Raw genomic sequence first — 22,906 nt, forward strand, 5'->3', positions numbered from 1 at the left:
CGATAATCCTACAATTCAAGAATCATTGAAATGAGGATAGCAGCCATGGACACGCTTGCCAATACCCGATCGCCCGTCGGCGCCCTGCTGCCGGTCGAAGAGCTCTCGTCCGCAGCGCTGCTTTCCGGCCTCGAGGCGCACAAGGAAAAGCCGCTGATCTTCAGTTACGACGGCCGGGATGTCCGCCCCAGCTACCACGTGACCGAGGTCAAAACCGGCTCATTCAGAGGGCTCGATTGCGGCGCGAACCCCGAGAGCTGGAACGAGACCTTCATTCAGCTCTGGGACATCGAGGAGGAAAACCGGGGCTACATGCCGGCCGGGAAGTTCCTTGCGATCATCCGCAAGGTCGATGAGGCGGTCGGCCTCGATCCGCAAGCCAAGCTGACATTTGAAGTCAGCGATGGCATTCGGCCGATGCAAATCTATCGCGCGGAACGCATGGATGCCGGCGACGCCGCGATCCGCGTCTATCTCTCGGCGCGTCCATCGAGCTGCAAGCCGCGCGACCGATGGCTGCAGGAACAGCAGTCTTGCTGCACGCCGAAGGCCAAGCAGCCGTGCTGCGGTTGATGGAGTTTCGGCGAATGCCGTTCCCTCGAAAATGTCACGATATCGCGGGCACGGGTTGATCACGCAAGCGCGGGCCTGATTGCGAAACCATCAGGCAGTCGTCGGTTGAAGCCGACGCTCCCAGGGCAGCTTGGGGACCTTTAACGCAAACGCCCCATCACCCAGCAACGCCTGGACGGCCAGCATGATCGCCCACACCAACGGCATCTCCCAGCCCGCTTCCGTGAACCAGTAGCCCTTTCGAAGCATCCAGAAGTGGGTTGCGCCAAGCATCATGGGGATCGTGTAGATGCTCACCCAGCGCGTATAGATGCCAAGCAGCAGCAGAAGCGCCGATCCGAATTCGGCGCTTAGAGCGTAGGCAAGAACCCATTCAGGATAACCGAGTTTGGAAAGGCCGTTCCACCACAGGTTAATCGGCTTGAGCACGCATTTGCCGTAGAGATGAGCAATGAAAAGTCCGGCAAGCGTAACGCGGAGCAAAAGGGCAGCATAAGGCGCAGTTCTCTGATCGATCATGCATACCTCCCAAATAGAAGTCTGTCGCAATCGCAGAACAACGATGACCAGCTGGCCTAGCGCCCCGGTCGCGAGCTATCCGCCCTCATCGAAGCGAGCCAATGCTCCCTCGATGAGTTCGATCTCCTCCGCGAGGGTGTCGTTCACGACCGATGGCCCGAAACCTGGGACGCTATGGGTTCGAACATCGTCCAGCAGGTGTTGGCGATGGTCTCTGAGCTGTTCCAGCGCTTGACGGTTCTTCAGCAACACGTAACCGGCAATGATCTGCTCGATGGCCTTCATGGGAAATCCACGCTTCAAAATGGGAACGTACTGCAATGCTTCAATTAAAGCGGCCAAACCGCCTTGCTGGCAAGTACTAGTCCAGTGAGATCGTGCCGCGAGCGAGGGCCCCGTTGCCGTCTCCCCGCACGACACCGGTGTTGTGGCCGGCATGCGCGATCAATTGGCCGACAATGACGTCGCGCGCTACATATCAGCTTACGCCGCCGTCGGCTCGCTCGACAGCGCGGCGAACACCGTCTCCGGCGAATGGGCGATCACGGCGAGCAGCGCGCGGGCGGGTCCCCGCGGCGCGCGCTTGCCCTGCTCCCAGTTGCGGATGGTTTCCACGGGTACGCCGAGCTTGGCGGCGAATTCGAGCTGGGTGAGTTGGGCCCGGCGGCGCAGATCGCGCACGGCGGGTTGCGAGGCTGAAGGCTGCATCGCCGCCTCGGCCGGATGTGCGGGCGCGAGCGGGATTTCCTGCCCGTCGCGCAATTCGACGATCCGTCCGTCCGCCTTGAGCCGCAAGCGCTGCATGATGGCCCCGTGATGGCCCCTTGGAGATAGGAGCATCATCCGCCAACCCCGTTAAGGCGCGATTAACGATAAACGCGCCCGCCGGCGCCCCCGTCATGCATGATCTTGTCGGAAAACCGCTTCGCACTTTTCCGGATCATGCGCTATTTCAGCCCGAACCACAGCGTGGCGATGCCGAGAAACGAGAAGAAGCCGACCACGTCGGTGACGGTCGTGACGAAGGTGCCGGAGGCGACCGCGGGGTCGGCGCGCACCCGTTCGAGCACCATCGGAATCAGGATGCCGCCGAGCGCGCCGGCGACGAGGTTGCAGATGATGGCAAGTCCGATCACGATGCCGAGGCCGGGGATTTTGAACCAGGCCACCGCGGCGATGCCGGTGATGACGGCAAAGGCGAGCCCGTTGACGAGCCCGACCATGGTCTCGCGCAGCACCACGCGCGTCGCGTTGAACGCGCCGAGCTCGCGGGTGGCGAGCGCGCGCACCGCGACCGTCATGGTCTGGGTCGCGGCATTGCCGCCCTGGCTCGCCACGATCGGCGCCAGCACCGCGAGCGCCACCATCTTCTCGAGCTGGCCCTCGAACAGGCCGAGCACCGAGGAAGCCAGGAACGCGGTGGCGAGATTGACCAAGAGCCAGTTGAAGCGGCCGCGGGCGATGGTCCAGACCGTGTCGGACAGCTCTTCAGGATGGGTAACGCCGCCCAGCGCCTTGAGGTCCTCGTCAGCCTCCTCCTCGATCACGTCGACGACGTCGTCGATGGTGATCACGCCGACCAGCCGCTCGGTGGTGTCGACCACGGGAGCCGCGACCAGATTGTACTTGCCGAACATCCGCGCGACCTCTTCCTGGTCTTCCAGCGCGGAGACCCGGCGGCGGTCCTCGTCGATCAGGTCCTTGACCGGAACCGGGCGGCGGGTCCGCAGCAGCGCGTCGAGCGGCACCGCGCCCAGTAAGTGCTTGTCGGCGTCGACCACATAGATCTCGTAAAAGCGGTCCGGCAGATCGGGCGTGTCGCGCATGTAGTCGATCGCCTGCCCGACCTTCCAGTCCGGCGGCACCGCGATGAACTCGGTCTGCATGCGCCGACCGGCGGAATTCTCCGGATACAGCAGGCTCCGCTCGATGTCCTCGCGCTCGGCCGCCGGCAGCTTCTCCAGGATCTCTTCCTGGTCCTCCTCGTCGAGGCTTTCCAGCAGCTCGACGGCGTCGTCGGATTCGAGCTCGCGGACGCCCTCGGCAACGGTCTCCGGCTCGAGCTCCTCGAGGATCTCCTCGCGGACCGTCTCGTCGACCTCGTTGAGCGCCGAGAAGTCGAAATCCGTGCCGGTGATCTCGACCAGGGTGACGCGGTCGTCGGGCTCCAGCGCCTCGATCAGGTCGCCGAGATCGGCCTCATGCAGTTCCGCCACCACCTCGCACAGCAGGGGCCGGTCGGCGGCATGGATGGCCCGGGTGATGCCCGCGACGAATTCGGGGCGGAGCTGGCCCTCCTCGTCCCGCATCGGCATCCGGGCGAGCGGGTCGGCCTCGGCAACGTCGATATTCTCGGCCATGCCGTGATTCGCCGGTTTGACAGGAGTGGAAAAAGTGCTCTGATGAGTGCGGAACGGATTACCTAATCGACGGTGCCGAGTGCAATGAAAAATATTGCAATGAGAAACATGTCGAGCGGACCACGGTCAATCGTCACCGTCCTCGCGACGCTGCTCGCGCTCGCGCCTGTTGCGCTGATCCCGATCGCGCCGCTTGCGCTGATCGGCCCGGCGCAGGCTGCCGAATGCCCGCGCAAGGACGCGCTCGGCACCTCGCGTGTGCTCGAGGTCGATCCTGCGACCTATCCGCGCGTCGGGCTGAAGAGCTTTCCGCAAACCCTGCCGCTTCGGGATGGCGAGGTCGTGCTGACCTTCGACGACGGGCCGACACCTGGCGTCACCGACAAGGTGCTGACGGCACTTGCAACCGAATGCGTGCAGGCCACCTTCTTCATGGTCGGCCGCAACGCGGCCGATCATCCCGACATGGTCCGCAAGATCGCGCGCCTCGGCCACACCATCGGCTACCACACGTGGGACCATCCACATTCCAACAAACTCCCGACGGATCAGGCCGAAGCGAACATCAATCGGGGGATCGAAGCAGTCCAAACGGCCTTACGCGGCATCGCGAGCACGGTCCCGAGCACGCCGTTCTTCCGGTTCCCCTATTTCGAGTCGACGCCCGCTTTGCTCGAGCGCCTGGAAAAGCGCGGTATCGCGGTGTTCGGCGCCGATTTCTGGGCCAGCGATTGGAACAAGATGACCCCCGAGGAGGAACTCAAGCTGCTCACCGGGCGGCTCGAGGTCCATCGCAAGGGAATTATCCTGCTGCATGACCCGCAGATGCGGACAGCCGAGATGCTGCCGGCCTTCTTGAGGTATCTGCAGGAGCATAATTATCACGTCGTCCACATCGTCCCGGCGGCGATGAAGACCGTGTCTGACCGGACACATTGAACCCGGGACCCAAGGTGGATTACAGACCGTTAAGGCGGCATGCATGGGGCCGCACCTAAGGATTCGTCAGTGCGTTTGGAATGCGGCCGAGATGCGATGATTGCAGACGTCCTGGTGATGATCCGGAAGCGGTCGCGGACCGTGATCCTCGCGGCGCTGCTGGGCTGCTGCTTGATGACGCCGCAGGCCGGCCTCGCCGCGGATTGCCCGGGTAACCCCAACGCGCTCGGCACCTCGCGGACCATCGTCGTCGATCCCAGGGAACATCCGCGGATCGGCACCATGCAGTATCCGGAGACGCTGCCGCTCGCCGATCACGAGGTGGTGCTGACCTTCGACGACGGGCCGCTGCCGAAATACAGCAACCAGGTGCTCGCTATCCTCGCCAGCCAATGCGTCAAGGCGACCTTCTTCACCATCGGCTCCCAGGCCCGGTTCAATCCGGAGGGCGTGCGCAAGCTGGTCGCCGCCGGGCATACCGTCGGCACGCACAGCCAGAACCATCCGCTGACGATGAACAAGATGCCGCTCGAGCGCGTGCGGCAGGAAGTCGACGACGGCATCGCCTCGACGCTCGCCGCGCTCAACGGCGACAAGAGCAAGCTCGCGCCGTTCTTCCGGATCCCCGGCCTGATGCGCGCCGATATCCCCGAAGCATATCTGGCGTCACACGGCATCCAGGTCTGGAGCGCCGACTTCCCGGCTGACGACTGGCGCCATATCTCGCCGCAGCGGGTCTACGACCTTGCGATCCAGCGGATCGAGGCCAAGCACAAGGGCATCCTGCTGCTGCACGACATCCAGCCGCGCACCGTCGCGGCGCTGCCGCGCATCCTCAACACGCTGAAGGAGCGCGGCTACCATATCGTCCATGTCGTGCCCGCGACAGCGGACCGCCCGGCGACGCCGACCGAGCCGCAGCAATGGTTCATGCGTCCGCCGACCGAGACGGTCGCGATCACGCGCTGGCCCAAAATTCCGAATTTCGTCTTCACCGCGACGCGGACGCTGCCGGCCCCGGTGTTTGCCGACACGGATTGGCGCGATGCCGACATCCTCGATCACGCGCAGCGCGCGCGCGTCGGCGCATCGGTCCGCACGCTTTGGCCGCAGCCGCAGCCTGCCCAGTTGGCGTCGGCCTCGACATTGCCGATACCGGCCGGTGACGTGTTTCGCATTCCCGAAGCGCTGGACGTGACCCTGCTCGCGGCCCGCTCGGCGGCCGATCGCCGCCTCGCACAGCGTGCAACAGCTGCTGTCCCCGGCGTCGGCGCACCGCGCGCGCAGGCGATCTCCGCGCGCCAGGCCAGGCATCCGAAGCAGGCCGCGCATCAGATTCCCGCTGCGGCTCACGGCCGACTTCACGCCGCGCCGCTGCGTGTCGCACCGCCGGCCGCGAGCAATGCGTCGGTCCACGTCGCCAGGCGCACCCCGCGCGCCGAGGCCTCGGCGGCCAGCAAGCGCGTGCCTGACTAGCGCGCGATCTAGCTGACCACGATCTTGGCGACGCAGAGCAGGATCACCAGCGCCAGGAAGAAGATGTCGATATAGGATTTGATCTCGCCGGCATGCCTGAGCGCGGTGACGTCGGCGACGATCTGCTTGCGCGAGGCCACGGCATTGGGCCCCTCGCCGACCGCAGCGGCGAGCCGCCGCGTCTCGCCTTCAAGACGCTCGATACGCTGGAAGAAATAGAACGAGCGCAGGCCGGACAGGGCATGCATCGTTGCATAGACCAGGACCAGGATCGCGACCGTCGCGCGCTGCTCGTATTTCTCCAGCAGGTTCGGCGTGAAATAGACCAGTCCCAGGAACACGAAGTTGGAGAGGACACGGTACACGTAGCTAGCAAAGATCATCGAGATCTCCGGGTGGGGGCAGGCTTGCGGCCGCGCGGTCGGGAGACGCGGCGGCCTCCGGTCGGCAGCGCCACACCGGCAAAAGGCCATGCATCCGCGAATCTACCTGACCGGTGTTACAGGACCGCATCGACCGGCGCCTTCACGTCGCGCGCCGGCACTCGTCGGACCTGCCCCGGGGCGCGGGGCCGGCACCGCCAGGCCGCGGCCACGCTTCGAAAAATCCAGCGATTTCAAGGATCAACTGAGGTATGGTGCGCTCGGAGGGACTCGAACCCCCACGGTGTTACCCACTGCCACCTCAAGGCAGCGCGTCTACCAATTCCGCCACGAGCGCTAAGGATGTCGGATGGAACCCTAAGGCGCCGCCGCATCGAGGGGGCCATGTAACAAATCACGGATGCAGGGACAAGGCGCTTGATGCGTGAATTAACTGCGAACCCCGGGAGATTTCGGCAGCATCTGCTTGACCTCCACCGCAATCCGGTTGCGGTCGACCAAGACGACGCCGCTGGCCACCGGCAGGTTGTTGGCGAGGATCTTGACCTCGTCGGCCTCAGTGGCATCCAGTTCGATGATGGCGCCGCGGGATAGCCGCATGACCTGGTGAATCGGCATGGTGGTCGTGCCGAGGACCACCATGAGATCAACGCTGACTTTATCGAGGGTGGGCACTTCTGAACCGCCGAGCGGGAACTAAATTGTGGGTTCACCTGACCACGTTAGGGTTAGCTAATGGTTAACGACCGCCAAAGCCTGGATTTGACGACCTTTGCCCGCCCTTCGGGCGGCGAAGCGGTCGAATGGCGGATCGCGGACCGTCCGATGCCCTACCCCGATTCGCTCGCCGAGATGGACGCAAGGGTGGCGGCGATCGCCGAGGGCTCGACGCCGGAACTGGTGTGGTTGCTCGAGCATCCGCCGCTCTACACTTCCGGCACCAGCGGCAAGGCCGACGACTTGCTCGACCCGCGCTTTCCGACCTTCCAGAGCGGCCGCGGCGGCCAGGTCACCTATCACGGCCCGGGCCAGCGCGTTGCCTATGTGATGCTCGACCTCAAGCGGCGCCGGCCCGATGTGCGCGCCTTCGTCGCCTCGCTGGAGGAATGGATCATCCGCACGCTCGCCGCCTTCAACGTCCGCGGCGAGCGCCGCGAGGACCGCGTCGGGGTCTGGGTGCGGCGCCCGGACAAGGGGCCGGGCCATGAGGACAAGGTCGCCGCGATCGGCGTGCGGCTGCGCCGCTGGGTCTCGTTCCACGGTATCGCGATCAATGTCGAGCCCGACCTCTCGCACTTCCAGGCGATCGTGCCCTGCGGCGTGGTCGATCCGCGCTACGGCGTCACCTCGCTGGTCGATCTCGGACTGCCGGTCACGATGGCGGATGTCGACATCGCGCTCCGGCAGGCATTTTCCGAGGTGTTCGGGGACACCGCAGCGCGCCTGCCGGAAGCGACGTTGTAAGGCTCACGCCGCTTTCTGCGGCGCGACCTCGAGCTTGCCGGCGATGTAGCGGCGCTCCTGGGTCAGTCCGCCGAAGCCGTAGGCATCGCCCTTCACCTCATCGACATGGGCGTAGCTCTCGGTATGGAGCGGCCCGAGCAATTCACCCATCCGCTTGAACAGCGCCGCGAGATAGGCCGCCTTCTCGTCCTTGGTGTTGGTGCCTTCGGTAACGTGGATGTCGAGCCAATAGCTCGCGAGCCCCTGCTCGGCGAGCGACTTGCCGCCGGCGAACCAGTCGGCCGCGTCGGCGGACTTCACGATGATTGCAGTGACCTTGGGATCCTTGTGCAGAATCCCTGCGGTCAGGTCCGACACGGCAGCGGCGATGTCGGACTTCAGCGACGGCCTCTCGCGGGAAGTCGCATAGGTGACGGTGATGAGCGGCATGATCGGTCTCCTTGAACTCGGTTGGCGCGCGGTCAATCGCGCCTCCTCTAGCTAGACCCTTACGTATCATCTTGGTATCTTATCTATCTGGATAGCAATGATAACGTCTCTTGATCATGACGACGACGCTCGATATCGACACCGTGCAGGCCTTCCTCCTCGTCGCCAAGCTGCAGGGCTTCACCCGCGCGGCCGAGGCACTCGGCACCACGCAGGCGGCGATCAGCATGAAATTGCAGCGGCTCGAAGCCGTGCTCGGCAAGCGGCTGGTCGAGCGCTCGCCGCGCGCGGTGCGGCTGACCGCCGATGGCGCGGCCTTCCTGCACCACGCCCGCGCGCTGATCGAGGTACATGACCGCGCGCTGTCCGGCGAGACACCGGCGCGGCAGCGGTTGACGCTCGGGATCAGCGATCACGCCGCGGGGCCGGAACTCGTGCCGCTGCTGGAGCGGCTGCACGCAATGGCGTCCCAGCTCGCGCTCGCCGTGACCATCGGCTTCTCGCGCGAGATGCTCGACGCCTACGATGCGGGCGAACTCGACGCCGTGATCGCGCGCCAGGAAGGCGGCCGACGTGGCGGCGAGAAACTGGCCGAGGACGAATTCGGCTGGTTCGCGGCCAAGCGCCTCGTCTGGCCGCCCGGCGATGCGCTGCCGCTCGCAACACTGGCACCGCCATGCGGCGTGCGCGCCCTTGCCGTGCGCGCGCTCGACAAGGCCGGCATCGCGTGGATCGAAGGCTTCGTTGGCGGCGGCGTCACGGCGGTGGTCGCGGCCGCGCTCGCAGGCCTTGCCGTCGCCCCCCTCGTCCGCCGCATCGCGCCGCCGGGCCTGATCGACATCGGGCCCACGCACAAGCTGCCGCGGCTCGGCGCGTCAAAGGTGATGCTGCATTCGAAGGTGAGCGATCCCGCGAAGCTCGCGGCGTTGCGGACGCTGGCGGCAACATTTCGGAGCGTTGCCGCCGCGGCGTAGCACGCGCGAGAACACCGGCTATCCCAACCTCCTCACAAGATCGCCTCGAAAGCGCTGCGCAAGGTTTCGTGGCGGAACACAAAGCCGTTGCTGAGCGCCTTGTTCGGCAGCACGCGCTGGCCGCCGAGCAGCAGCTCGTTGGCGAAGTCGCCACCGACGCCGCGGAGCAGCGCGGCAGGCACGCGGAAGATCGCGGGCCGGTGCAAGCGGCGTCCGAGTTCCTCGGCGAATTTCGTGTTGCTCACCGGGATCGGTGCCGTCGCATTGACCAGGCCGGACAGTTCGGGTCTTGCGATCACATGCGCGATCAGCCTGACGACCTCAGCCGTCATGTCGATACGCGAGGCGATGATCTTGGGACGCTTGGCTTCAGTCCAAAAACCGAGGCGTTGGCGGGAGCGGATCGCTGGTTCATACTTCGGCGGCCTCGGGCCGTGACGGCCAAGGCTGGCCCGCTTTCGAAGGAACGCGTCATGACGGCCCCTCTTTCCGACAAGGTGTTCGCTGGATCGGTCCCGCAGCTCTACGACCGGCTCATGGTGCCAATGATCTTTGCACCCTATGCCCGAGACCTCGCGCAGCGCATCAAGAACCATCGGCCGCGTGACCTGCTGGAGATTGCGGCGGGCACCGGCGCCGTCACGACCGTCCTGGCGACGGAATTGCCCGACACCAGTATCACCGGCACCGACCTCAACGAGCCGATGCTGGCGCAGGCGAAAACGCACCTCGCGGGCAAAGCGAACATCAGCTGGCAGCAGGCTGACGCACTGTCCCTCCCCTTTGGCGATGCGAGCTTCGATATCGTCGCCTGCCAGTTCGGCGCGATGTTCTTCCCTGACCGTGTCAAGGGTTACGCCGAAGCGCGGCGTGTGATCAGGCCCGGCGGACGTTTCTTCTTCAACGTCTGGGACAAGATCGAGGAGAACGATTTCGCCGACGTCATGCAGCAGACGATGCATCGGGTGTTTCCAAACAATCCGCCGCAATTCATGGCGCGGACGCCGCACGGCTATCACGATCCGTCGCGCATTCACGCCGACCTGATCGCTGCAGGCTTCCGCGACATTGCCATCGAAATGGTCACCAATCGCAGTCGCGCCGGCTCGCCACAGGATGCCGCTCTCGCCTACTGCCAGGGCACGCCGATGCGCGGTGAGATCGAGGCGCGGGGGCAGCCCGGTCTCGAGGCTGCAACGCAGCGTGTGGCAGAGGCGTTGGCACACCGCTTCGGCAACGGTGCTATCGAGGGAAAGATTCAGGCGCTGGTGATCTCGGCGGCTTAGAGCGTCGGCAGGAGCGCGAACCGCTCGCCCGCCCCGCGCAGGTTCAAAAGGTCGGACGAGCCGGCACCTGCCTGCACACTGTCGACGAGCGCCGATGACGGCCCGCGCCAGCAGGCCGCGATCATGTCAGCGACAACGGCCTCGGGGCCAGCGAACACCGCCTCAACGCTGCCGTCGCGGCGATTGCGGACCCAGCCTTCGAGGCCGCGCGAGTTCGCCTGCTCGTCCACCCACGCACGATAGCCGACGCCCTGCACGCGGCCGCTGATCGTGACATGGCGGATCACACCGCTCATTTTCTCAGGCCGAGGAACTCGCCGCTGCGCGCCCTGGTCTGCACCTCGCGCATCACGCGGCTCGTCAGTTCGGACGAGGCGATGCCTTTCAGATTCTTCGGCGAGGTGCCTTCGCGCAGCGCCTTCAACGTCTCGTAGACGGCCTGGGTTGCGGCCGCGAACGGCGCGTGGCCCTGCAGCGCAATCCTGACGCGCTGGCTTGCCAGATAATCCAGCGCGGTCATCTCCTCCGGCGCGCCGCCAAGCACGATCGGCAGCGTCGTCGCGGCTGAGAGCGCCTCGAGTTCGCCGCGCGACGTGATGCCGGTGAAGAACAGTCCATCGACGCCGACTGCCTCATAGGCCCTGGCGCGCGTGATCGAGTCAACGAGATCAGTGATCGAAACGGCGCCGGTCCGGCCCAGGATGACGAGCGATGGATCGCTGCGGCCGTCAAGCGCGGCCTTCATCTTGCCGACGCCCTCCTCGAGCGGGATCAGCTGCGGCTTGGCTTGGCCGAACGCCTGCGGCAGCAACGTGTCCTCGATGGTAAGGCCGGCGGCACCGGCAGCTTCGACCTCCTGGACCGTGCGGCGAACGTTGAGCGCATTGCCGTAGCCATGGTCGGCATCGACAAGCACAGGCAAGGTCGACGCACGCGACATCCGGCGCACCTGCTCGGCGAATTCCGTCAGCGTGATCAGCGCAATATCGGGATCGCCGAGCACGGCGAGCGATGCCACCGAGCCGCCGAACATGCCGAGCTCGAAACCGAGATCCTCCGCAATCCGGATCGAGGTCGCGTCATAGACCGAGCCCGGGCGGATGCAGGTTGATCCGTTGAGAATCGATCGCAGTGCTTCGCGGCGTTCGCGGAAGGCCATGTATTCCTCTCCATCCACGTCATTGCGAGGAGCGAAGCGACGAAGCAATCCATTGTGTACGAGGAGAGATGGATTGCTTCGCTGCGCTCGCAATGACGAGTCTAGGCGAACTCCAGGATCAGTGCGTCGACCGCGAGCGTGGCACCGGCGGCGGCGTGGATCTTCTTGACCGTGCCGTCACGCTCAGCGCGCAACACGTTCTGCATCTTCATGGCTTCCACCACCGCGAGCGTCTCGCCGGCCTTGACCTCCTGGCCCTCGGTCACCGCGATCGACACCACGAGCCCGGGCATCGGACACAGCAACTTCTTGCCGGTGTCGGCGGCCGAGGTCACCGGCATCAGCCGCGCCGAGGTCGCCTCGGTCTCGGTGAAGACATAGACCGGCACCTCATAGCCTTGATGCGCGAGGCGGAAGCCGTTGTTGATCGCGCGTACTTGCACCGCGACAAAATTGCCGTCGATGGTGCCCTGCCACACCGGCTCGCCCGGCGCCCAGCTCGACACCAGATTGTGCGGATTGCCCGGCAACCCGTCGGCGCCGATGAAGCGCACCGCGATGGCGTCATCCTCGCGCGCGACGTCGAGCGCGATTTCGGCGCGATCGAGCCACACCGCGCGGCGGCGCTCGCGCTGCACCACGCGGCCGCCCATCTGGCCGGAAATCTGCCGCTTGCGCTCGCCCAGCACGTGATCGATCGCGGCACCGACCGCCGCGAGCCGCCGCGCGATCTCGCCCTCGGGTGCGCGCGCGGAGAATCCCTTCGGGAATTCTTCCGCGATGAAGCCGGTCGAGAGCCGGCCCTCACGCCAGCGCGGATGGTTCATCAAGGCCGACAGGAACGGAATGTTGTGCCTGATGCCGTCGACATAGAAGGCGTCGAGCGCGGTCGCCTGCGCCTCGATCGCCGCGGCCCGCGACGGGGCATGGGTGACGAGCTTGGCAATCATCGGATCGTAGTGGATCGAGATCTCGCCGCCCTCCTGCACGCCGGTGTCGTTGCGGATCGTGATGCCGTCATGGCTCGCCTCGGCCGGCGGGCGGTATTTCACCAGGCGGCCGATCGAGGGCAGGAAGTTGCGGAACGGATCCTCGGCATAGACGCGGGACTCGACCGCCCAGCCGGTCAGCGTGACGTCGTTCTGCGCGAGCGCAAGCTTCTCGCCGGCGGCGACGCGGATCATCTGCTCGACGAGGTCGATGCCGGTGATCAGCTCGGTGACCGGATGCTCGACCTGCAGGCGGGTGTTCATCTCCAGGAAGTAGAAGCTCTTGTCCTGGCCGGCGACGAATTCCACGGTGCCGGCCGAATCGTAGTTCACCGCCTTGGCCAGCGCGACCGCCTGCTCGCCCATCTTGCGGCGGGTCTGCTCGTCGAGGAGCGGCGACGGCGCTTCCTCGATGACCTTCTGGTTGCGGCGCTGGATCGAGCACTCGCGCTCGCCGAGATAGATCACGTTGCCATGCTTGTCGCCGAGGATCTGGATCTCGATGTGCCTGGGATCGACGATGAACTTCTCGATGAAGACGCGGTCGTCGCCGAACGACGACTTCGCCTCGGCCTTGGCGAGGTTGAAGCCTTCGGCGACCTCCGCCTTCGAATGCGCGATGCGCATGCCCTTGCCGCCGCCGCCGGCGGAGGCCTTGATCATCACGGGGTAGCCGATCTCGTCGGCGATCTGGACGGCGTGCTTGTCGTCCTCGATCACACCGAGATGGCCGGGCACGGTCGAGACCTTGGCCTTGGCAGCGGCCTTCTTGGATTCGATCTTGTCGCCCATCGCGGCGATGGCGCCGGGGTTCGGGCCGATGAAGACGATGCCGGCGGCTTCCAGTGCGCGCGGAAACGCCTCGCGCTCGGACAGGAAGCCGTAGCCGGGATGCACCGCCTGCGCGCCGGTCTTGCGGCAGGCATCGACGATCTTGTCGATCAGAAGATAGCTCTCGGCAGCGGCGGGCGGGCCGATCAGCACGGCGTCGTCGGCCATCTCGACATGCAGCGCGTCGCGGTCGGCCTCGGAGTAGACGGCAACCGTCTCAATCCCCATACGGCGCGCAGTCTTGATGACCCGGCAGGCGATCTCGCCGCGGTTGGCGATCAGGATTCGTTTGAACATGCTCTTCTTGCTTGGGCTTTGGGCAGGATTCCTCCCCGCGCAATCCGGCACGGGCGATTGGGCGTAACCACTCCGTGGTACAGGAAATTGCCCCGGAGGCAACGGTCTAATGCAGACCCGGCCCCGGCGCCTGGCCAGTCCTGACCTCATTCTCCAGGAATTCATTGGCCACGATCAGCGCCCGGATGGTCGCGCGCAAATTGCCGCCGCACGCGGAAATGGCCTGATCGACAGCCGCTTCCAGCCCGTCATCGTCATCAGATTCGGGCCGTGCAGACATCATGGGGCATCCGGGATTCAGGTGGCATATCATGTTCCTATTTTGTTCTCATGAAGTCAATCGGATCTTTGCTCTGAAGCTGTCTGCTCAGGCGCCTTTCGCTTGTGCCGGCAGCGCGCGAGGCATTGCAGCGTCCAGATGTCGGTGATGACATCGGCAATGATGGTGATGATGAACTCGGCCATGTCCGCATCCCTTCGATGGCAAGGTCCGGCCGTTTTACGTCGCGGAATGCCGATCGGGATGTGACGGCCCGCACGCATCTCGTGCGAACAGTCCTTGGTTGGATCGTACCTGCCTGTGCTAGAAGTTCGGCTGCCAGCCAAAGATCTGAAGTGAGAAAATGCGGTTTCGGAATCCGGTCATCACGACGCTTCTCCTGACATGCCTGTCCGCGAGCCCTGTCCTGTCTGCGACGGCTGCGCTGTCTGCGACCGGTGGCCTCTCGACCACGGCGATCGTCAAGGACGCCGGCACCGTTCAGCTCGGCAACACGGTTTATCGGCTCGACGGCATCGACGCGCCGGCGGCCGACCAGCTCTGCATCGACGAGCACGCCGACGTCTGGACCTGCGGGATTGAAGCGCGCGACCAGTTGACCAGACTGATCGGCGGCAAGCCGATTCACTGCGACGACATCGGCGTCGATCCGACCTTCAAGAAGCGCCGCCTCGGCGTCTGCAAGATCGAGGGCGATCCGACCAGCCTCAGCCAGGTGATGGTGCAGAAGGGCTACGCCCTCAACGTCGAGACATCGGCCACTGGCCGATTCAAGCCGGATCAAGCCACCGCCACGGACAATCGTGCGGGACTGTGGAAGGGCTGCTTCGTGGCGCCGCGCGATTTTCGTCTCGGCAGGAAGGACGGCGCCCTGCTCGGCAACGCCTGCCCGGCCGACCGCGACACGCAGATCCGCAATGCGCTCTTCCCCGACGACCTGCCGATGCCGGCAAGCTGCAACATCAAGGGCAAGTATGCCGTACGCGCCCGCGTCACCGGCAATGTCGGCATCTATCACCTGCAGGCGTGCCGCAGTTACCCCGGCCTCGGCAATCCGGATCGCTGGTTCTGCTCCGAGGAGGATGCGCAGGCCGCCGGGTTCCGCAGGGCCTATAATTGCCGCCCGCCCAAAGGCAAATGAAGGGCAAGTGACGGCCAAGTGATCGCCGCAAATCACGCTGGAAAAGCCGCCTCGTCCTGTGTGAAACTGCGCCGAGAGGTTGCCGGCGCGTATGACCCCACCCGATCCCGCTGATGTGCTCCCCGAGGCTGCGGCAGCCGAACGGCTGCGGCAGCACCTTGAGGAGATCGCGCGCGAACGCGATCGCGCCCATCGCGCGCTTCAGGAGCGCGAGGCCGAGCTGGCGCGGATCCAGCGTATCGCGCGGGTCGGCGGGCTCGAGATCGATTTCCGCGACGGCGTGCGCAACCGCCGCTCCCCCGAATATCTGCTGGTGCACGGCCTGCCGCCCGAGGAGGTCAACGAGAGCTATGAGAACTGGGTCGCACGCATCCACCCCGATGATCGCGAACGAACCATCAACCACCTGTTCGGCGTGCTCAAGGCCGGCGGCGAGGATTACACCGCCGAGTACCGCATCATCCGCCCGAACGACGGCGAGAGCCGCTGGATCCGTGTCGTCGCCAAGATCGACCGCGACCGCAGCGGCCGCGCGCTGCGGCTGGTCGGCGCCGATCTCGACGTCACCGACCAGATGCTGGCGCAGGAAACCCTGCGCGAGAGCGAGGAGCGCTTCCGCCTCATCGCCGACAGCGCGCCGGTGCCGATCTGGGTGACCAAGCTCGACCGCACCCGCTCCTTCGCCAACCAGGCCTATCTGGATTTCCTCGGCCTGCCGTTCGAGGAAGCGGTCGTGTTCGACTGGCGCAAAGCGCTGCACCCGGATGATCTGCCGAACATCCTGCAGGAGCAGATCACCGGCGAATTGTCGCTCAAGCCGTTCGTGCTCGAGGCACGCTATCGGAATGCCGCGGGCGATTGGCGCTGGCTGCGCTCGGAATCGCAACCGCGCTGGGACCCGAACGGCAAGCATATCGGCTTCATCGGCGTCGCCCACGACATCACGGCGGCCAAGGAAGCCGAGATCGAGCTGCGCAAGCTCAACGAGTCGCTGGAGCGGCGCATCCTGGAGCGCACGGCACAGCTCGAATCGCGCGAAGCGCAGACCCGCGCGATCCTGGAAACCAGCCATCAATATCAGATGTTGCTCAACCGAGATGGCGATCTGCTCTACACCAACCAGACCGCGCTGGCCGGCATCCGCGCCGCGGCCACCGACGTCGTCGGCAAACCGTTCTGGGACACGCCATGGTTCACTGCTACCGACGGCATCCCGCGCGTGATCCAGAATGCCTTTGCGACCGCGATGCGCGGCGAGGAAATCAAGATCGAGCTGCGGCTGCAGCTGCCGATCGGCGAGCGCTATTTCGATTTCGCGATGCGACCGCTGCAGGACCAGCACGGCACGATCGTCGGCGCGGTGCCGGAGGCCGTCGACATCACCGAACGGCGCCGCGGCGAGGACGCCCTGCGGCAATCGCAGAAGATGGAAGCGGTCGGCCAGCTCACTGGCGGCGTCGCGCACGACTTCAACAATCTGCTCACCATCATCCGCTCGGCGACCGACTTCCTGCGCCGCCGCGAACTGCCGGATGAACGGCGACGCCGCTACATCGATGCGATCTCGGAGACCGTGGAGCGGGCCTCCAAGCTCACCGCGCAACTCCTGGCGTTCGCGCGCAGGCAACCGCTCAATCCCGAAGTGTTCAATGTCGGGACGCAGGTCGATAGCGTGGTGCAGCTGATCCGCCCACTGGTCGGCTCGCGGATTCACATCGACGTCAGGATCGAGGATCCCGACTGCTTTGCGATCGCCGATATCGGTCAGTTCGAGACCGCGATGATCAACCTTGCGGTCAACGGCCGCGATGCCATGAACGGCGAAGGCCAGCTGACGATCGGCGTCAGGAAGGTCAAGCACATACCTGCCCTGCGCGCCCAGGCCTCGCGCAGCGGCGATTTCGTGACGGTCTCGATCCAGGATACCGGCACCGGCATCTCGCCGGAAAATCTCGACGCGATCTTTGAACCGTTCTTCACCACCAAGGAGGTCGGCAAGGGAACCGGCCTCGGACTGAGCCAGGCCTTCGGCTTCGTCAAGCAGTCCGACGGCGACATCGAGGTGACCAGCACGCCCGGGCACGGCGCGACCTTCACCATCTATCTGCCGCAGGCGATGCGCCCTGCGGACGCCAAGGTCGCGGCCAGCGCCGGCACCGAGCAGACCTCGATCGGCCGCGGCTATCGCGTCCTCGTGGTCGAGGACAACGACGATGTCGGCCAATTCTCCACCGAGCTGCTCGAGGATCTCGGCTATTCGGTCAGGCGCGCGGCAAACGCCAGCGCCGCGCTGTCGATCCTCTCCGAGAACGAGTTCGCCGCCGACCTCGTGTTCTCCGACGTGATCATGCCCGGCATGAACGGCGTCGAGCTCGCCGGAGTGATCCGCGATCGCTTTCCCGGCCTGCCGGTGGTGCTGACCAGCGGCTACAGCAACGTGCTCGCCGAGAATGCGCATAGCGGCTTCGAGCTGATCCAGAAACCCTATTCGGTCGAGGCGCTGTCGCGCACGCTGCGCAAGGCGATCGCCGAGCAGCGGGCGACCGTCTCAAAACCCTGATCCCGCCGCCGGCCGCGCGCTAATCGATCACCACATGGGCGACGCCGAGCTGAAGGATGCCGAGCGCACGCGCCGCCGTGGTCGAGACATCGATGATCCGTCCGCGAACGAACGGTCCGCGGTCGTTGACGCGGCAGCGGATCGATTTCCCGTGATAGGACACCGTGACCATGCTGCCGAATGGCCGCTTGCGATGCGCGCAGGTCATCTCGCCGCTCCTGCCGATGCCATGATAATAGGACGCAAGGCCACTCTCTGCGTTCGCCATGCATGAGGTAAATAGCAGCATGGCCGCGGACGTTATTGCGGTGTTCATTGATTGCCTGCCGGTCGAGCCCCGCAATGGAACGCGGCTCCACGATTTCGGTTCCGCGTCGGTCGCGCCGGCATGTCGATTTTTTGGAACTTTTCAGCGAGAAACGCTCAGGCGGCGTCCTCGACGCTATCGGCCGCAAGCAGCGTCCGGAGGTCCTGCGCAGGAACCGGCTTGCTGAACAGATAGCCTTGCATCTGCGTGCAGCCCAGCATCTGCACGGTGTCGCGCTGCTGATCGGTCTCGACGCCCTCAGCTGTCGTGATCATGTTGCGGTCGGCGGCGATCGAGACCACCGCGCGAATGATCGAGGCCGAGCCTGAGTTGCGGGTCACTTCCTTGACGAAGCTGCGGTCGATCTTGATCTTGTCGAACGGGAAGCGCTGCAGATATTGCAAAGACGAGTAGCCGGTGCCGAAATCGTCGAGCGCGATGTGGACACCGAGCGCTCGGAGCTGGCCGAGCGTGACCAGCGCCGCATCGTCGTCGGCGATCAGCACCGCCTCGGTGATCTCGAGTTCGAGCCTGCGCGGGTCGAGCCCGCTCTCGGCAAGCGCGCTCGCAACCTTGAGCGCCAGCGTCTCCGACTTGAACTGGATCGGCGAGACGTTGACCGCCAGGCGCACATGCGCCGGCCAGGCCGCCGCCTCGATGCAGGCGGTGCGCAACACCCACTGCCCGATCTCCTCGATCAGTCCGGTTTCCTCGGCGACCGGGATGAACCCCGCCGGCGAGATCATGCCGCGCACCGGATGCCGCCAGCGCAGCAACGCCTCGCAGCCGGTTACCTCGTCGCTGCGCAGGTCGACCAGCGGCTGATAGTGCAGCTCGAAGCGGTCCTCTGCCAACGCACTTCGCAGATCGGCCTCCAGCGCGCGGCGCAGATTGGCCTGCTTCTCCATCGCCGGATCGAAGAAGCGATAGGTCCTGCGCCCGGCGGCCTTGGCCGCGTACATGGCGAGGTCGGCGCATTTGAGCAGGCCGAACAGGTCGGAGCCGTGACGCGGGGCGATCGCGATGCCGATGCTGGCGTCGCTCGACAGCCAATGACCGTGGCTGTCGAACGGCGTACGCAGCGACTGATAGACGCGCGCGACCAGATCGCTGACGTCGTCGTCCGACATGATGTCATGCTGGACGATCGCGAACTCGTCGCCACCGAGGCGTGCGATGAAGTCGTTCGACCCGACCGACTGGCGCAGCTTCTCGGCCACGCGCCTCAGGAATTCATCGCCGATCGGATGACCCAGCGTGTCGTTGATCCGCTTGAACTCGTCGATATCGATGTAATGGATCGCGAACTCGGGGACGGTAGCCTCGCGCAGCAATTCTTCCGCGTGACGCTGGAACAGCGTCCGGTTCGGCAGATTGGTCAGGGCATCGTAATGCGCGAGATACTCGATCTGCGCCTGCGCACGCCGTCCGTCGGTGACGTCCTCGAGCGTGGTGGCCCAGCCGCCGTCAGGTGCACGCTTGTAGATCAGGCGGATGCTGCGGCCGTCGGGCGTCATGATCACCGAGTCCCGGATTTCATCACCCCTGGGATTGGTGAATCGCGCACAATATTCATCGACATCGCCGACGAATGAACCCAGCGCCTGGCGATGCAGGATCAGATCGCGCAGATGGCAGCCGGGCTTGGCGACATCGGACGACAGGCCGAACATGTCGATGTATCGCTGGTTGCAGATCACGAGCCGCGCCGAGGCATCAAACAGCAGAAGCCCCTGCGTCATGGTGTTGATGGCGGTGTCGAGATGTTGGCTCTTCTCGGACAGCCGGCGTTGGGCCGCATCGTGCTGCCGTCGCAGCTGACGGACGATCAGGAAGACCGCGAAGCTGATGACCAGTACCGCCAACACGGCTGCGCAGAATTGCAGCTTGGTCTGGGCGCGCCAGTCCTCCAGCGCGCTCGATGTCTTCGTGGTGGCGAGGATCAGGATCGGAAAATGCGACAGCGATCTGACCGCACCGACGTTCTCCTCGCCCGAGGCGCCGACGAACCGTCCCGACGTGTTGCCGCCAAAGCTGATGACCTTTTGGAAAACCGGCAGGTTGATGATGTTGCGGCCGATCACGCCGGCGTCCTGCGGATAGCGCGCGATGATGGTGCCGTCGCGGTGAATCATCGAAATCGCGGTGTCGCCGTTCAGTGCCAGCGAGGCAAGGAAATCCTCGAAATGGCTTGGCTCTACGCCGCGGCTCGCAAAGCCTATGATCTCGCCGTTGCGGCCGGTGATCTTGCGCGCAAAGATCGTGGTCCAGTTGCCCGTCACCTTGCTCGTCGCAGGTTCGACGATCACCGACGACGTCGGCCGTCCCGAGGTGAACTCCTGGAAATAGCGCCGTTCGGCAATGCTGATGTCGGGCACCGGCCACATCTCGGACGAGTTGATCAGCCATCCCTGGGCATTGAACAGATTGAGCCCGCCGACATGCGGCAGCGCGGCCAGCCGCGTGCGCAACATCTCGTGCGCGCTCAGCAGCGACATGTTCTTTTCGAACTGATCGGCAGTTTCGACCTGCTCCGACCGCAGATAGTTCACGATGTCGTCGTGGACATGCTGGAGGTCGCTGAGCTGCTGGTCGAAATGCCGCGACAGCAACAGCGCGGTGTTGTCGAGCTCGCGTTCGGACATCTCCAGCGCGCGCTCGCGAAACTGCAGCGCGAGATAGCCGGTGCCGAGCGTGATGGCGAGCACCAGCAGCGCGGCGCTCAGGACGAGCCACTGAATGGCGCCCATCCTGGTGGCGCGCAGCACACCCTTGATCGACAGCCGCCGGTGCTCCGGCTTCACGCTGTTCGTTGAGATAACCGACATTTTCCTGCCCCTGCGGGTGCCCTTGTACGGGAGCACAACCCAAGGGGTCGTTAGGAAAATCAGTTATCGGACTGTTAAGGTGGATGAGTACCTGAGCGCGATCCGCACGGGACGCCTCAGGACGCGACCGGCTCAGGCGACCCCGGTCGTCTCCTTCAGGCTGCAGTCGATCAACGCGCCCTCAATGCTGAATTTCGAGAATGGAGAGAACGGCGTCGCGGCCTTCAGCGCGGCGAAGAATTGCGAGTCGCCAGGACTCTTGAGGAGAAAACGGATGTGGCTGGCCGCCAGCGCATCACGCGACAGCCAGACGACGCCGGAGAACAGCGCCACGAGCATCTGCGCGTAAGCGCTGACGTCGGCGAGGCCGAGATCGTAAATCGGAGACACATTGATGAAACGCGCGCTGAGGGCCGGCGACGTATATCGGCTCATCAGGAGACGCCTGACCTGGCAGACCGCGTGGACCCGTTCGCCGTCGGTCAGGTGATACAGCCCCTGACTGTCACCTTCCCTGGCGGTCAGCGCTTCAAAGGCACCGATGCCGCCAAAGGTGGCAAAATCCTCTCCGACGCCTTCAGCGTCCTTCTTCCATTGTGCCTTGATGAGACGCCAGGACCGCTCGGGATCCTTGATTGGCAAAAGCCGCATGGTTAAGGGGCTGTTAGCACGGAGGGGATTCGTCGCTGGGATAATATGTCGCAGGCATTAAGCTTTTGCTTACAGCGGTAGCCGGCTGCGCCGACACGACGACTGCCTGGCGACGTCCTCGCGTCGGTATGCGCGACCGCCCCGAGCTCACGATCTGCAGCAGGCCGAAGCCTCGGGCGGCGCGGCCTGGGGCTGCGGCGCACAACAGGCGCTCTGCTGCCCGTCCAGCTTCTCGTGCGCGACGCGCGCGGTCCGCTCGCCGCTGCCGTCGCCGTAGACGATGCTTTCACCCGTCGTATGGAAGGTCTCCCACGCGATCCCCGCGGGATCGTCGATCCACGACTTCTCGGACTTGGCATAGCAGCAAACCGTCTGGCCCTGCTCGATCACCTCGCCGCCCGCCTTGCGTAGCCGGCCATAGACCTCGCCGAGCTCCTCGGCGCTTTCCACCTGAATGCCGAGATGATCGAGCCCCGGCTCGCGGCCGCGGGTCGAGATCGCGAAGTTGACGCGGGGATCGTCGAGCATCCATTTGGCATAGTCGGATTTCACGACCGTCGGTTCGGCGCCGAACAACGCCGAGTAGAAGCCGACCGATTGGTGGATGTCCTTGACGGCGACGTGAACATGCATGCGCTTCATGGGGGCAATCCTTCGGGCGGCGACGCTGGATGGATATTCCAGCCCAAGCATGCTCAGATATCAACAGCGTTACAACAGGAGTCCTGCTGCGGAATGGATGCGCTCACGCTGTTCGGTTTGTTCGCCGTGACGATGATGCTCGTCTGCTACGCAGCCGAAGATCGCAGCCCGTGGTTCATCCTGGCCTTCGCGGTCTCCTGCGCGCTCGGCTCGGCCTACGGCTTCCTGCAGGGCGCCTGGCCGTTCGGGCTGGTCGAAGCGATCTGGGCCGTCGTCGCAGCGCGCCGCTGGTTGATGCGCCGAACCGCTGAGAGCGTGTAACGTTATAGTATCCGCGGCAATTCCGTCGCAGCGTCGAACTTGAATGCGCGCGGTCGCGGCGCTAATTAGGCCCCATGGACGCATCGCGCACCCTGATTCAGTCTTCCGCCCATGCAGCAGGATCGCGCCGCTGGCGCAGCCTGCTTGCGGGACTGATTTCGCTTGCGCTGGTGCTGTCGTTCTTTCACGGCTGGGCCTTCGACGGCGATGACGATGCAGCTTCCGGCTTCTCGATCGCTCAGTCGATCATCGACACCGGCGGCAAGGCTCCCGCGCATCCGGCCTCACCGCACGGCGATCACTGCCTGACCCACGTCGCCTCCGTGGCGCCGCAGGAGACCGCATTCCCGATCGCCTATGCGCCGCATAGCTACGGCGACGGCAGCATCGGGCTGCCGACGTCGGCCGATCGCCTCTCCCCCTTCAAACCACCCCGCGCCTGATCCGGTCGGCATGACCGGCCGTGCGCCGCTGCCATCCGGTAGCGCGCACGCTTC

General features: G+C 65.0%; 26 protein-coding genes, 1 tRNA gene and 1 pseudogene. 10 read left to right on the plus strand and 18 right to left on the minus strand.

Annotation, left to right across the window (positions count from 1 at the left end):
- The first annotated feature begins 45 nt into the window (after positions 1 to 45).
- Complete coding sequence (locus tag HAP47_RS24370) at positions 46 to 573, plus strand: DUF6428 family protein (protein WP_173642429.1); 528 nt, start codon at positions 46 to 48, stop codon at positions 571 to 573.
- Positions 574 to 663: 90 nt separating this feature from the next.
- On the opposite strand, the gene HAP47_RS24375 is transcribed toward HAP47_RS24370, so the two are convergent.
- From HAP47_RS24375 to mgtE, 4 genes are all read right to left on the minus strand, one after another.
- Positions 664 to 1,092 (minus strand): DoxX family protein, encoded by a 429-nt coding sequence (locus HAP47_RS24375; protein WP_173642428.1) that lies wholly within the window; start codon positions 1,090 to 1,092, stop codon positions 664 to 666.
- A gap of 75 nt (positions 1,093 to 1,167) precedes the next feature.
- Positions 1,168 to 1,377, minus strand: coding sequence for a hypothetical protein (locus HAP47_RS24380; RefSeq protein WP_173642427.1), 210 nt, complete (start codon positions 1,375 to 1,377; stop codon positions 1,168 to 1,170).
- A 198-nt stretch (positions 1,378 to 1,575) separates the two neighbouring features.
- A complete protein-coding gene (locus HAP47_RS24385; protein ID WP_173642426.1) occupies positions 1,576 to 1,896 on the minus strand; it encodes a helix-turn-helix domain-containing protein in 321 nt (106 codons plus the stop codon).
- A 143-nt stretch (positions 1,897 to 2,039) separates the two neighbouring features.
- Positions 2,040 to 3,452: a magnesium transporter gene (mgtE, locus tag HAP47_RS24390; RefSeq protein WP_173642425.1), complete on the minus strand. Its 1,413-nt coding sequence runs from the start codon at positions 3,450 to 3,452 to the stop codon at positions 2,040 to 2,042.
- A 99-nt stretch (positions 3,453 to 3,551) separates the two neighbouring features.
- Here mgtE and HAP47_RS24395 point away from each other — a divergent pair, with 99 nt between their 5' ends.
- Both HAP47_RS24395 and HAP47_RS24400 read left to right on the plus strand, forming a co-directional pair.
- A complete protein-coding gene (locus HAP47_RS24395; protein ID WP_173642424.1) occupies positions 3,552 to 4,391 on the plus strand; it encodes a polysaccharide deacetylase family protein in 840 nt (279 codons plus the stop codon).
- A 96-nt stretch (positions 4,392 to 4,487) separates the two neighbouring features.
- Entirely contained in the window at positions 4,488 to 5,867 is a 1,380-nt protein-coding gene (locus HAP47_RS24400) for a polysaccharide deacetylase family protein (RefSeq protein ID WP_173642423.1), read from the plus strand.
- An 8-nt stretch (positions 5,868 to 5,875) separates the two neighbouring features.
- Here the strand turns inward: HAP47_RS24400 and HAP47_RS24405 are convergent, their stop codons facing one another.
- From HAP47_RS24405 to HAP47_RS24415, 3 genes are all read right to left on the minus strand, one after another.
- Complete coding sequence (locus HAP47_RS24405; RefSeq protein WP_173642422.1) at positions 5,876 to 6,250, minus strand: hypothetical protein; 375 nt, start codon at positions 6,248 to 6,250, stop codon at positions 5,876 to 5,878.
- A gap of 252 nt (positions 6,251 to 6,502) precedes the next feature.
- Positions 6,503 to 6,587, minus strand: a tRNA-Leu gene (locus tag HAP47_RS24410).
- A 92-nt stretch (positions 6,588 to 6,679) separates the two neighbouring features.
- A complete protein-coding gene (locus tag HAP47_RS24415; protein WP_021080574.1) occupies positions 6,680 to 6,925 on the minus strand; it encodes a FliM/FliN family flagellar motor switch protein in 246 nt (81 codons plus the stop codon).
- Positions 6,926 to 6,985: 60 nt separating this feature from the next.
- Here HAP47_RS24415 and lipB point away from each other — a divergent pair, with 60 nt between their 5' ends.
- Entirely contained in the window at positions 6,986 to 7,714 is a 729-nt protein-coding gene (gene lipB, locus HAP47_RS24420; RefSeq protein WP_173642421.1) for a lipoyl(octanoyl) transferase LipB, read from the plus strand.
- A gap of 3 nt (positions 7,715 to 7,717) precedes the next feature.
- Here lipB and HAP47_RS24425 read toward each other — a convergent pair whose 3' ends face one another.
- Entirely contained in the window at positions 7,718 to 8,143 is a 426-nt protein-coding gene (locus HAP47_RS24425; RefSeq protein WP_028336448.1) for a tautomerase family protein, read from the minus strand.
- A gap of 116 nt (positions 8,144 to 8,259) precedes the next feature.
- On the opposite strand from HAP47_RS24425, the gene HAP47_RS24430 reads away from it, so the two are divergent.
- On the plus strand, positions 8,260 to 9,117 hold the full coding sequence (locus HAP47_RS24430) for a LysR family transcriptional regulator (protein WP_173643142.1): 858 nt from the start codon (positions 8,260 to 8,262) through the stop codon (positions 9,115 to 9,117).
- 32 nt (positions 9,118 to 9,149) lie between these two features.
- Here HAP47_RS24430 and HAP47_RS24435 read toward each other — a convergent pair.
- A pseudogene (locus HAP47_RS24435) lies at positions 9,150 to 9,440 on the minus strand (DUF1731 domain-containing protein); the annotation flags it as partial.
- Between the two features lie 150 nt (positions 9,441 to 9,590).
- Between HAP47_RS24435 and HAP47_RS24440 the strand changes: the two are divergent.
- Positions 9,591 to 10,403 (plus strand): class I SAM-dependent methyltransferase, encoded by an 813-nt coding sequence (locus tag HAP47_RS24440; RefSeq protein ID WP_173642420.1) that lies wholly within the window; start codon positions 9,591 to 9,593, stop codon positions 10,401 to 10,403.
- Here HAP47_RS24440 and HAP47_RS24445 read toward each other — a convergent pair.
- The 5 genes from HAP47_RS24445 to HAP47_RS41360 all read right to left on the minus strand — a co-directional run bounded on the left by HAP47_RS24445 (position 10,400) and on the right by HAP47_RS41360 (position 14,144).
- Positions 10,400 to 10,699: an acylphosphatase gene (locus tag HAP47_RS24445; protein WP_173642419.1), complete on the minus strand. Its 300-nt coding sequence runs from the start codon at positions 10,697 to 10,699 to the stop codon at positions 10,400 to 10,402. The two genes, HAP47_RS24440 and HAP47_RS24445, sit on opposite strands and share 4 nt — an antisense overlap.
- Positions 10,696 to 11,562, minus strand: a complete 867-nt coding sequence (locus tag HAP47_RS24450) for an isocitrate lyase/PEP mutase family protein (protein ID WP_173642418.1) — start codon at positions 11,560 to 11,562, stop codon at positions 10,696 to 10,698. The genes HAP47_RS24445 and HAP47_RS24450 overlap by 4 nt, the downstream gene beginning before the upstream one ends.
- A gap of 101 nt (positions 11,563 to 11,663) precedes the next feature.
- Positions 11,664 to 13,679 carry an acetyl-CoA carboxylase biotin carboxylase subunit gene (locus HAP47_RS24455; RefSeq protein ID WP_173642417.1) on the minus strand — a complete coding sequence of 672 codons (2,016 nt, stop codon included), beginning with the start codon at positions 13,677 to 13,679 and terminating at the stop codon, positions 11,664 to 11,666.
- A gap of 106 nt (positions 13,680 to 13,785) precedes the next feature.
- The gene (locus HAP47_RS24460) at positions 13,786 to 13,962 is read right to left on the minus strand and encodes a hypothetical protein (protein ID WP_231168358.1); all 177 of its coding nucleotides are present in this window, start codon (positions 13,960 to 13,962) and stop codon (positions 13,786 to 13,788) included.
- A gap of 53 nt (positions 13,963 to 14,015) precedes the next feature.
- Positions 14,016 to 14,144 carry a hypothetical protein gene (locus HAP47_RS41360; protein WP_256459046.1) on the minus strand — a complete coding sequence of 43 codons (129 nt, stop codon included), beginning with the start codon at positions 14,142 to 14,144 and terminating at the stop codon, positions 14,016 to 14,018.
- A gap of 158 nt (positions 14,145 to 14,302) precedes the next feature.
- On the opposite strand from HAP47_RS41360, the gene HAP47_RS24465 reads away from it, so the two are divergent.
- Together HAP47_RS24465 and HAP47_RS24470 are read left to right on the plus strand one after the other, a co-directional pair.
- Entirely contained in the window at positions 14,303 to 15,100 is a 798-nt protein-coding gene (locus HAP47_RS24465) for a thermonuclease family protein (RefSeq protein ID WP_173642416.1), read from the plus strand.
- A gap of 91 nt (positions 15,101 to 15,191) precedes the next feature.
- Positions 15,192 to 17,660, plus strand: coding sequence for a PAS domain-containing hybrid sensor histidine kinase/response regulator (locus HAP47_RS24470; RefSeq protein ID WP_173642415.1), 2,469 nt, complete (start codon positions 15,192 to 15,194; stop codon positions 17,658 to 17,660).
- Positions 17,661 to 17,679: 19 nt separating this feature from the next.
- Here HAP47_RS24470 and HAP47_RS24475 read toward each other — a convergent pair whose 3' ends face one another.
- The 4 genes from HAP47_RS24475 to HAP47_RS24490 all read right to left on the minus strand — a co-directional run bounded on the left by HAP47_RS24475 (position 17,680) and on the right by HAP47_RS24490 (position 22,088).
- Positions 17,680 to 17,868, minus strand: coding sequence for a septal ring lytic transglycosylase RlpA family protein (locus HAP47_RS24475; protein ID WP_371821652.1), 189 nt, complete (start codon positions 17,866 to 17,868; stop codon positions 17,680 to 17,682).
- Between the two features lie 215 nt (positions 17,869 to 18,083).
- Positions 18,084 to 20,795, minus strand: a complete 2,712-nt coding sequence (locus tag HAP47_RS24480) for a bifunctional diguanylate cyclase/phosphodiesterase (RefSeq protein ID WP_173642414.1) — start codon at positions 20,793 to 20,795, stop codon at positions 18,084 to 18,086.
- Positions 20,796 to 20,927: 132 nt separating this feature from the next.
- Positions 20,928 to 21,446, minus strand: a complete 519-nt coding sequence (locus HAP47_RS24485; protein WP_173642413.1) for a hypothetical protein — start codon at positions 21,444 to 21,446, stop codon at positions 20,928 to 20,930.
- Positions 21,447 to 21,593: 147 nt separating this feature from the next.
- On the minus strand, positions 21,594 to 22,088 hold the full coding sequence (locus tag HAP47_RS24490) for an ArsI/CadI family heavy metal resistance metalloenzyme (RefSeq protein WP_173642412.1): 495 nt from the start codon (positions 22,086 to 22,088) through the stop codon (positions 21,594 to 21,596).
- A gap of 93 nt (positions 22,089 to 22,181) precedes the next feature.
- Between HAP47_RS24490 and HAP47_RS24495 the strand changes: the two genes are divergently transcribed.
- Both HAP47_RS24495 and HAP47_RS24500 read left to right on the plus strand, forming a co-directional pair.
- On the plus strand, positions 22,182 to 22,409 hold the full coding sequence (locus tag HAP47_RS24495; protein ID WP_097675156.1) for a hypothetical protein: 228 nt from the start codon (positions 22,182 to 22,184) through the stop codon (positions 22,407 to 22,409).
- A 74-nt stretch (positions 22,410 to 22,483) separates the two neighbouring features.
- The gene (locus HAP47_RS24500) at positions 22,484 to 22,852 is read left to right on the plus strand and encodes a hypothetical protein (protein ID WP_173642411.1); all 369 of its coding nucleotides are present in this window, start codon (positions 22,484 to 22,486) and stop codon (positions 22,850 to 22,852) included.
- The last annotated feature ends 54 nt before the right edge of the window (positions 22,853 to 22,906 follow it).

Origin of the sequence: Bradyrhizobium sp. 41S5 (assembly GCF_011516665.3) — a bacterium.
In the GTDB taxonomy this organism is placed as follows: Bacteria; Pseudomonadota; Alphaproteobacteria; order Rhizobiales; family Xanthobacteraceae; genus Bradyrhizobium; species Bradyrhizobium quebecense.

What these genes read in the sequence shown, in the direction of transcription:
- HAP47_RS24370 (WP_173642429.1), top strand. Translation starts at nt 46, where the DNA reads ATGGACACGCTTGCCAATACCCGATCGCCCGTCGGCGCCCTGCTGCCG.
- HAP47_RS24375 (WP_173642428.1), bottom strand. Translation starts at nt 1,092, where the DNA reads ATGATCGATCAGAGAACTGCGCCTTATGCTGCCCTTTTGCTCCGCGTT.
- HAP47_RS24380 (WP_173642427.1), bottom strand. Translation starts at nt 1,377, where the DNA reads ATGAAGGCCATCGAGCAGATCATTGCCGGTTACGTGTTGCTGAAGAAC.
- HAP47_RS24385 (WP_173642426.1), bottom strand. Translation starts at nt 1,896, where the DNA reads ATGCAGCGCTTGCGGCTCAAGGCGGACGGACGGATCGTCGAATTGCGC.
- mgtE (WP_173642425.1), bottom strand. Translation starts at nt 3,452, where the DNA reads ATGGCCGAGAATATCGACGTTGCCGAGGCCGACCCGCTCGCCCGGATG.
- HAP47_RS24395 (WP_173642424.1), top strand. Translation starts at nt 3,552, where the DNA reads ATGAGAAACATGTCGAGCGGACCACGGTCAATCGTCACCGTCCTCGCG.
- HAP47_RS24400 (WP_173642423.1), top strand. Translation starts at nt 4,488, where the DNA reads ATGATTGCAGACGTCCTGGTGATGATCCGGAAGCGGTCGCGGACCGTG.
- HAP47_RS24405 (WP_173642422.1), bottom strand. Translation starts at nt 6,250, where the DNA reads ATGATCTTTGCTAGCTACGTGTACCGTGTCCTCTCCAACTTCGTGTTC.
- lipB (WP_173642421.1), top strand. Translation starts at nt 6,986, where the DNA reads ATGGTTAACGACCGCCAAAGCCTGGATTTGACGACCTTTGCCCGCCCT.
- HAP47_RS24425 (WP_028336448.1), bottom strand. Translation starts at nt 8,143, where the DNA reads ATGCCGCTCATCACCGTCACCTATGCGACTTCCCGCGAGAGGCCGTCG.
- HAP47_RS24430 (WP_173643142.1), top strand. Translation starts at nt 8,260, where the DNA reads ATGACGACGACGCTCGATATCGACACCGTGCAGGCCTTCCTCCTCGTC.
- HAP47_RS24440 (WP_173642420.1), top strand. Translation starts at nt 9,591, where the DNA reads ATGACGGCCCCTCTTTCCGACAAGGTGTTCGCTGGATCGGTCCCGCAG.
- HAP47_RS24445 (WP_173642419.1), bottom strand. Translation starts at nt 10,699, where the DNA reads ATGAGCGGTGTGATCCGCCATGTCACGATCAGCGGCCGCGTGCAGGGC.
- HAP47_RS24450 (WP_173642418.1), bottom strand. Translation starts at nt 11,562, where the DNA reads ATGGCCTTCCGCGAACGCCGCGAAGCACTGCGATCGATTCTCAACGGA.
- HAP47_RS24455 (WP_173642417.1), bottom strand. Translation starts at nt 13,679, where the DNA reads ATGTTCAAACGAATCCTGATCGCCAACCGCGGCGAGATCGCCTGCCGG.
- HAP47_RS24460 (WP_231168358.1), bottom strand. Translation starts at nt 13,962, where the DNA reads ATGATGTCTGCACGGCCCGAATCTGATGACGATGACGGGCTGGAAGCG.
- HAP47_RS41360 (WP_256459046.1), bottom strand. Translation starts at nt 14,144, where the DNA reads ATGGCCGAGTTCATCATCACCATCATTGCCGATGTCATCACCGACATC.
- HAP47_RS24465 (WP_173642416.1), top strand. Translation starts at nt 14,303, where the DNA reads ATGCGGTTTCGGAATCCGGTCATCACGACGCTTCTCCTGACATGCCTG.
- HAP47_RS24470 (WP_173642415.1), top strand. Translation starts at nt 15,192, where the DNA reads ATGACCCCACCCGATCCCGCTGATGTGCTCCCCGAGGCTGCGGCAGCC.
- HAP47_RS24475 (WP_371821652.1), bottom strand. Translation starts at nt 17,868, where the DNA reads ATGACCTGCGCGCATCGCAAGCGGCCATTCGGCAGCATGGTCACGGTG.
- HAP47_RS24480 (WP_173642414.1), bottom strand. Translation starts at nt 20,795, where the DNA reads ATGTCGGTTATCTCAACGAACAGCGTGAAGCCGGAGCACCGGCGGCTG.
- HAP47_RS24485 (WP_173642413.1), bottom strand. Translation starts at nt 21,446, where the DNA reads ATGCGGCTTTTGCCAATCAAGGATCCCGAGCGGTCCTGGCGTCTCATC.
- HAP47_RS24490 (WP_173642412.1), bottom strand. Translation starts at nt 22,088, where the DNA reads ATGAAGCGCATGCATGTTCACGTCGCCGTCAAGGACATCCACCAATCG.
- HAP47_RS24495 (WP_097675156.1), top strand. Translation starts at nt 22,182, where the DNA reads ATGGATGCGCTCACGCTGTTCGGTTTGTTCGCCGTGACGATGATGCTC.
- HAP47_RS24500 (WP_173642411.1), top strand. Translation starts at nt 22,484, where the DNA reads ATGGACGCATCGCGCACCCTGATTCAGTCTTCCGCCCATGCAGCAGGA.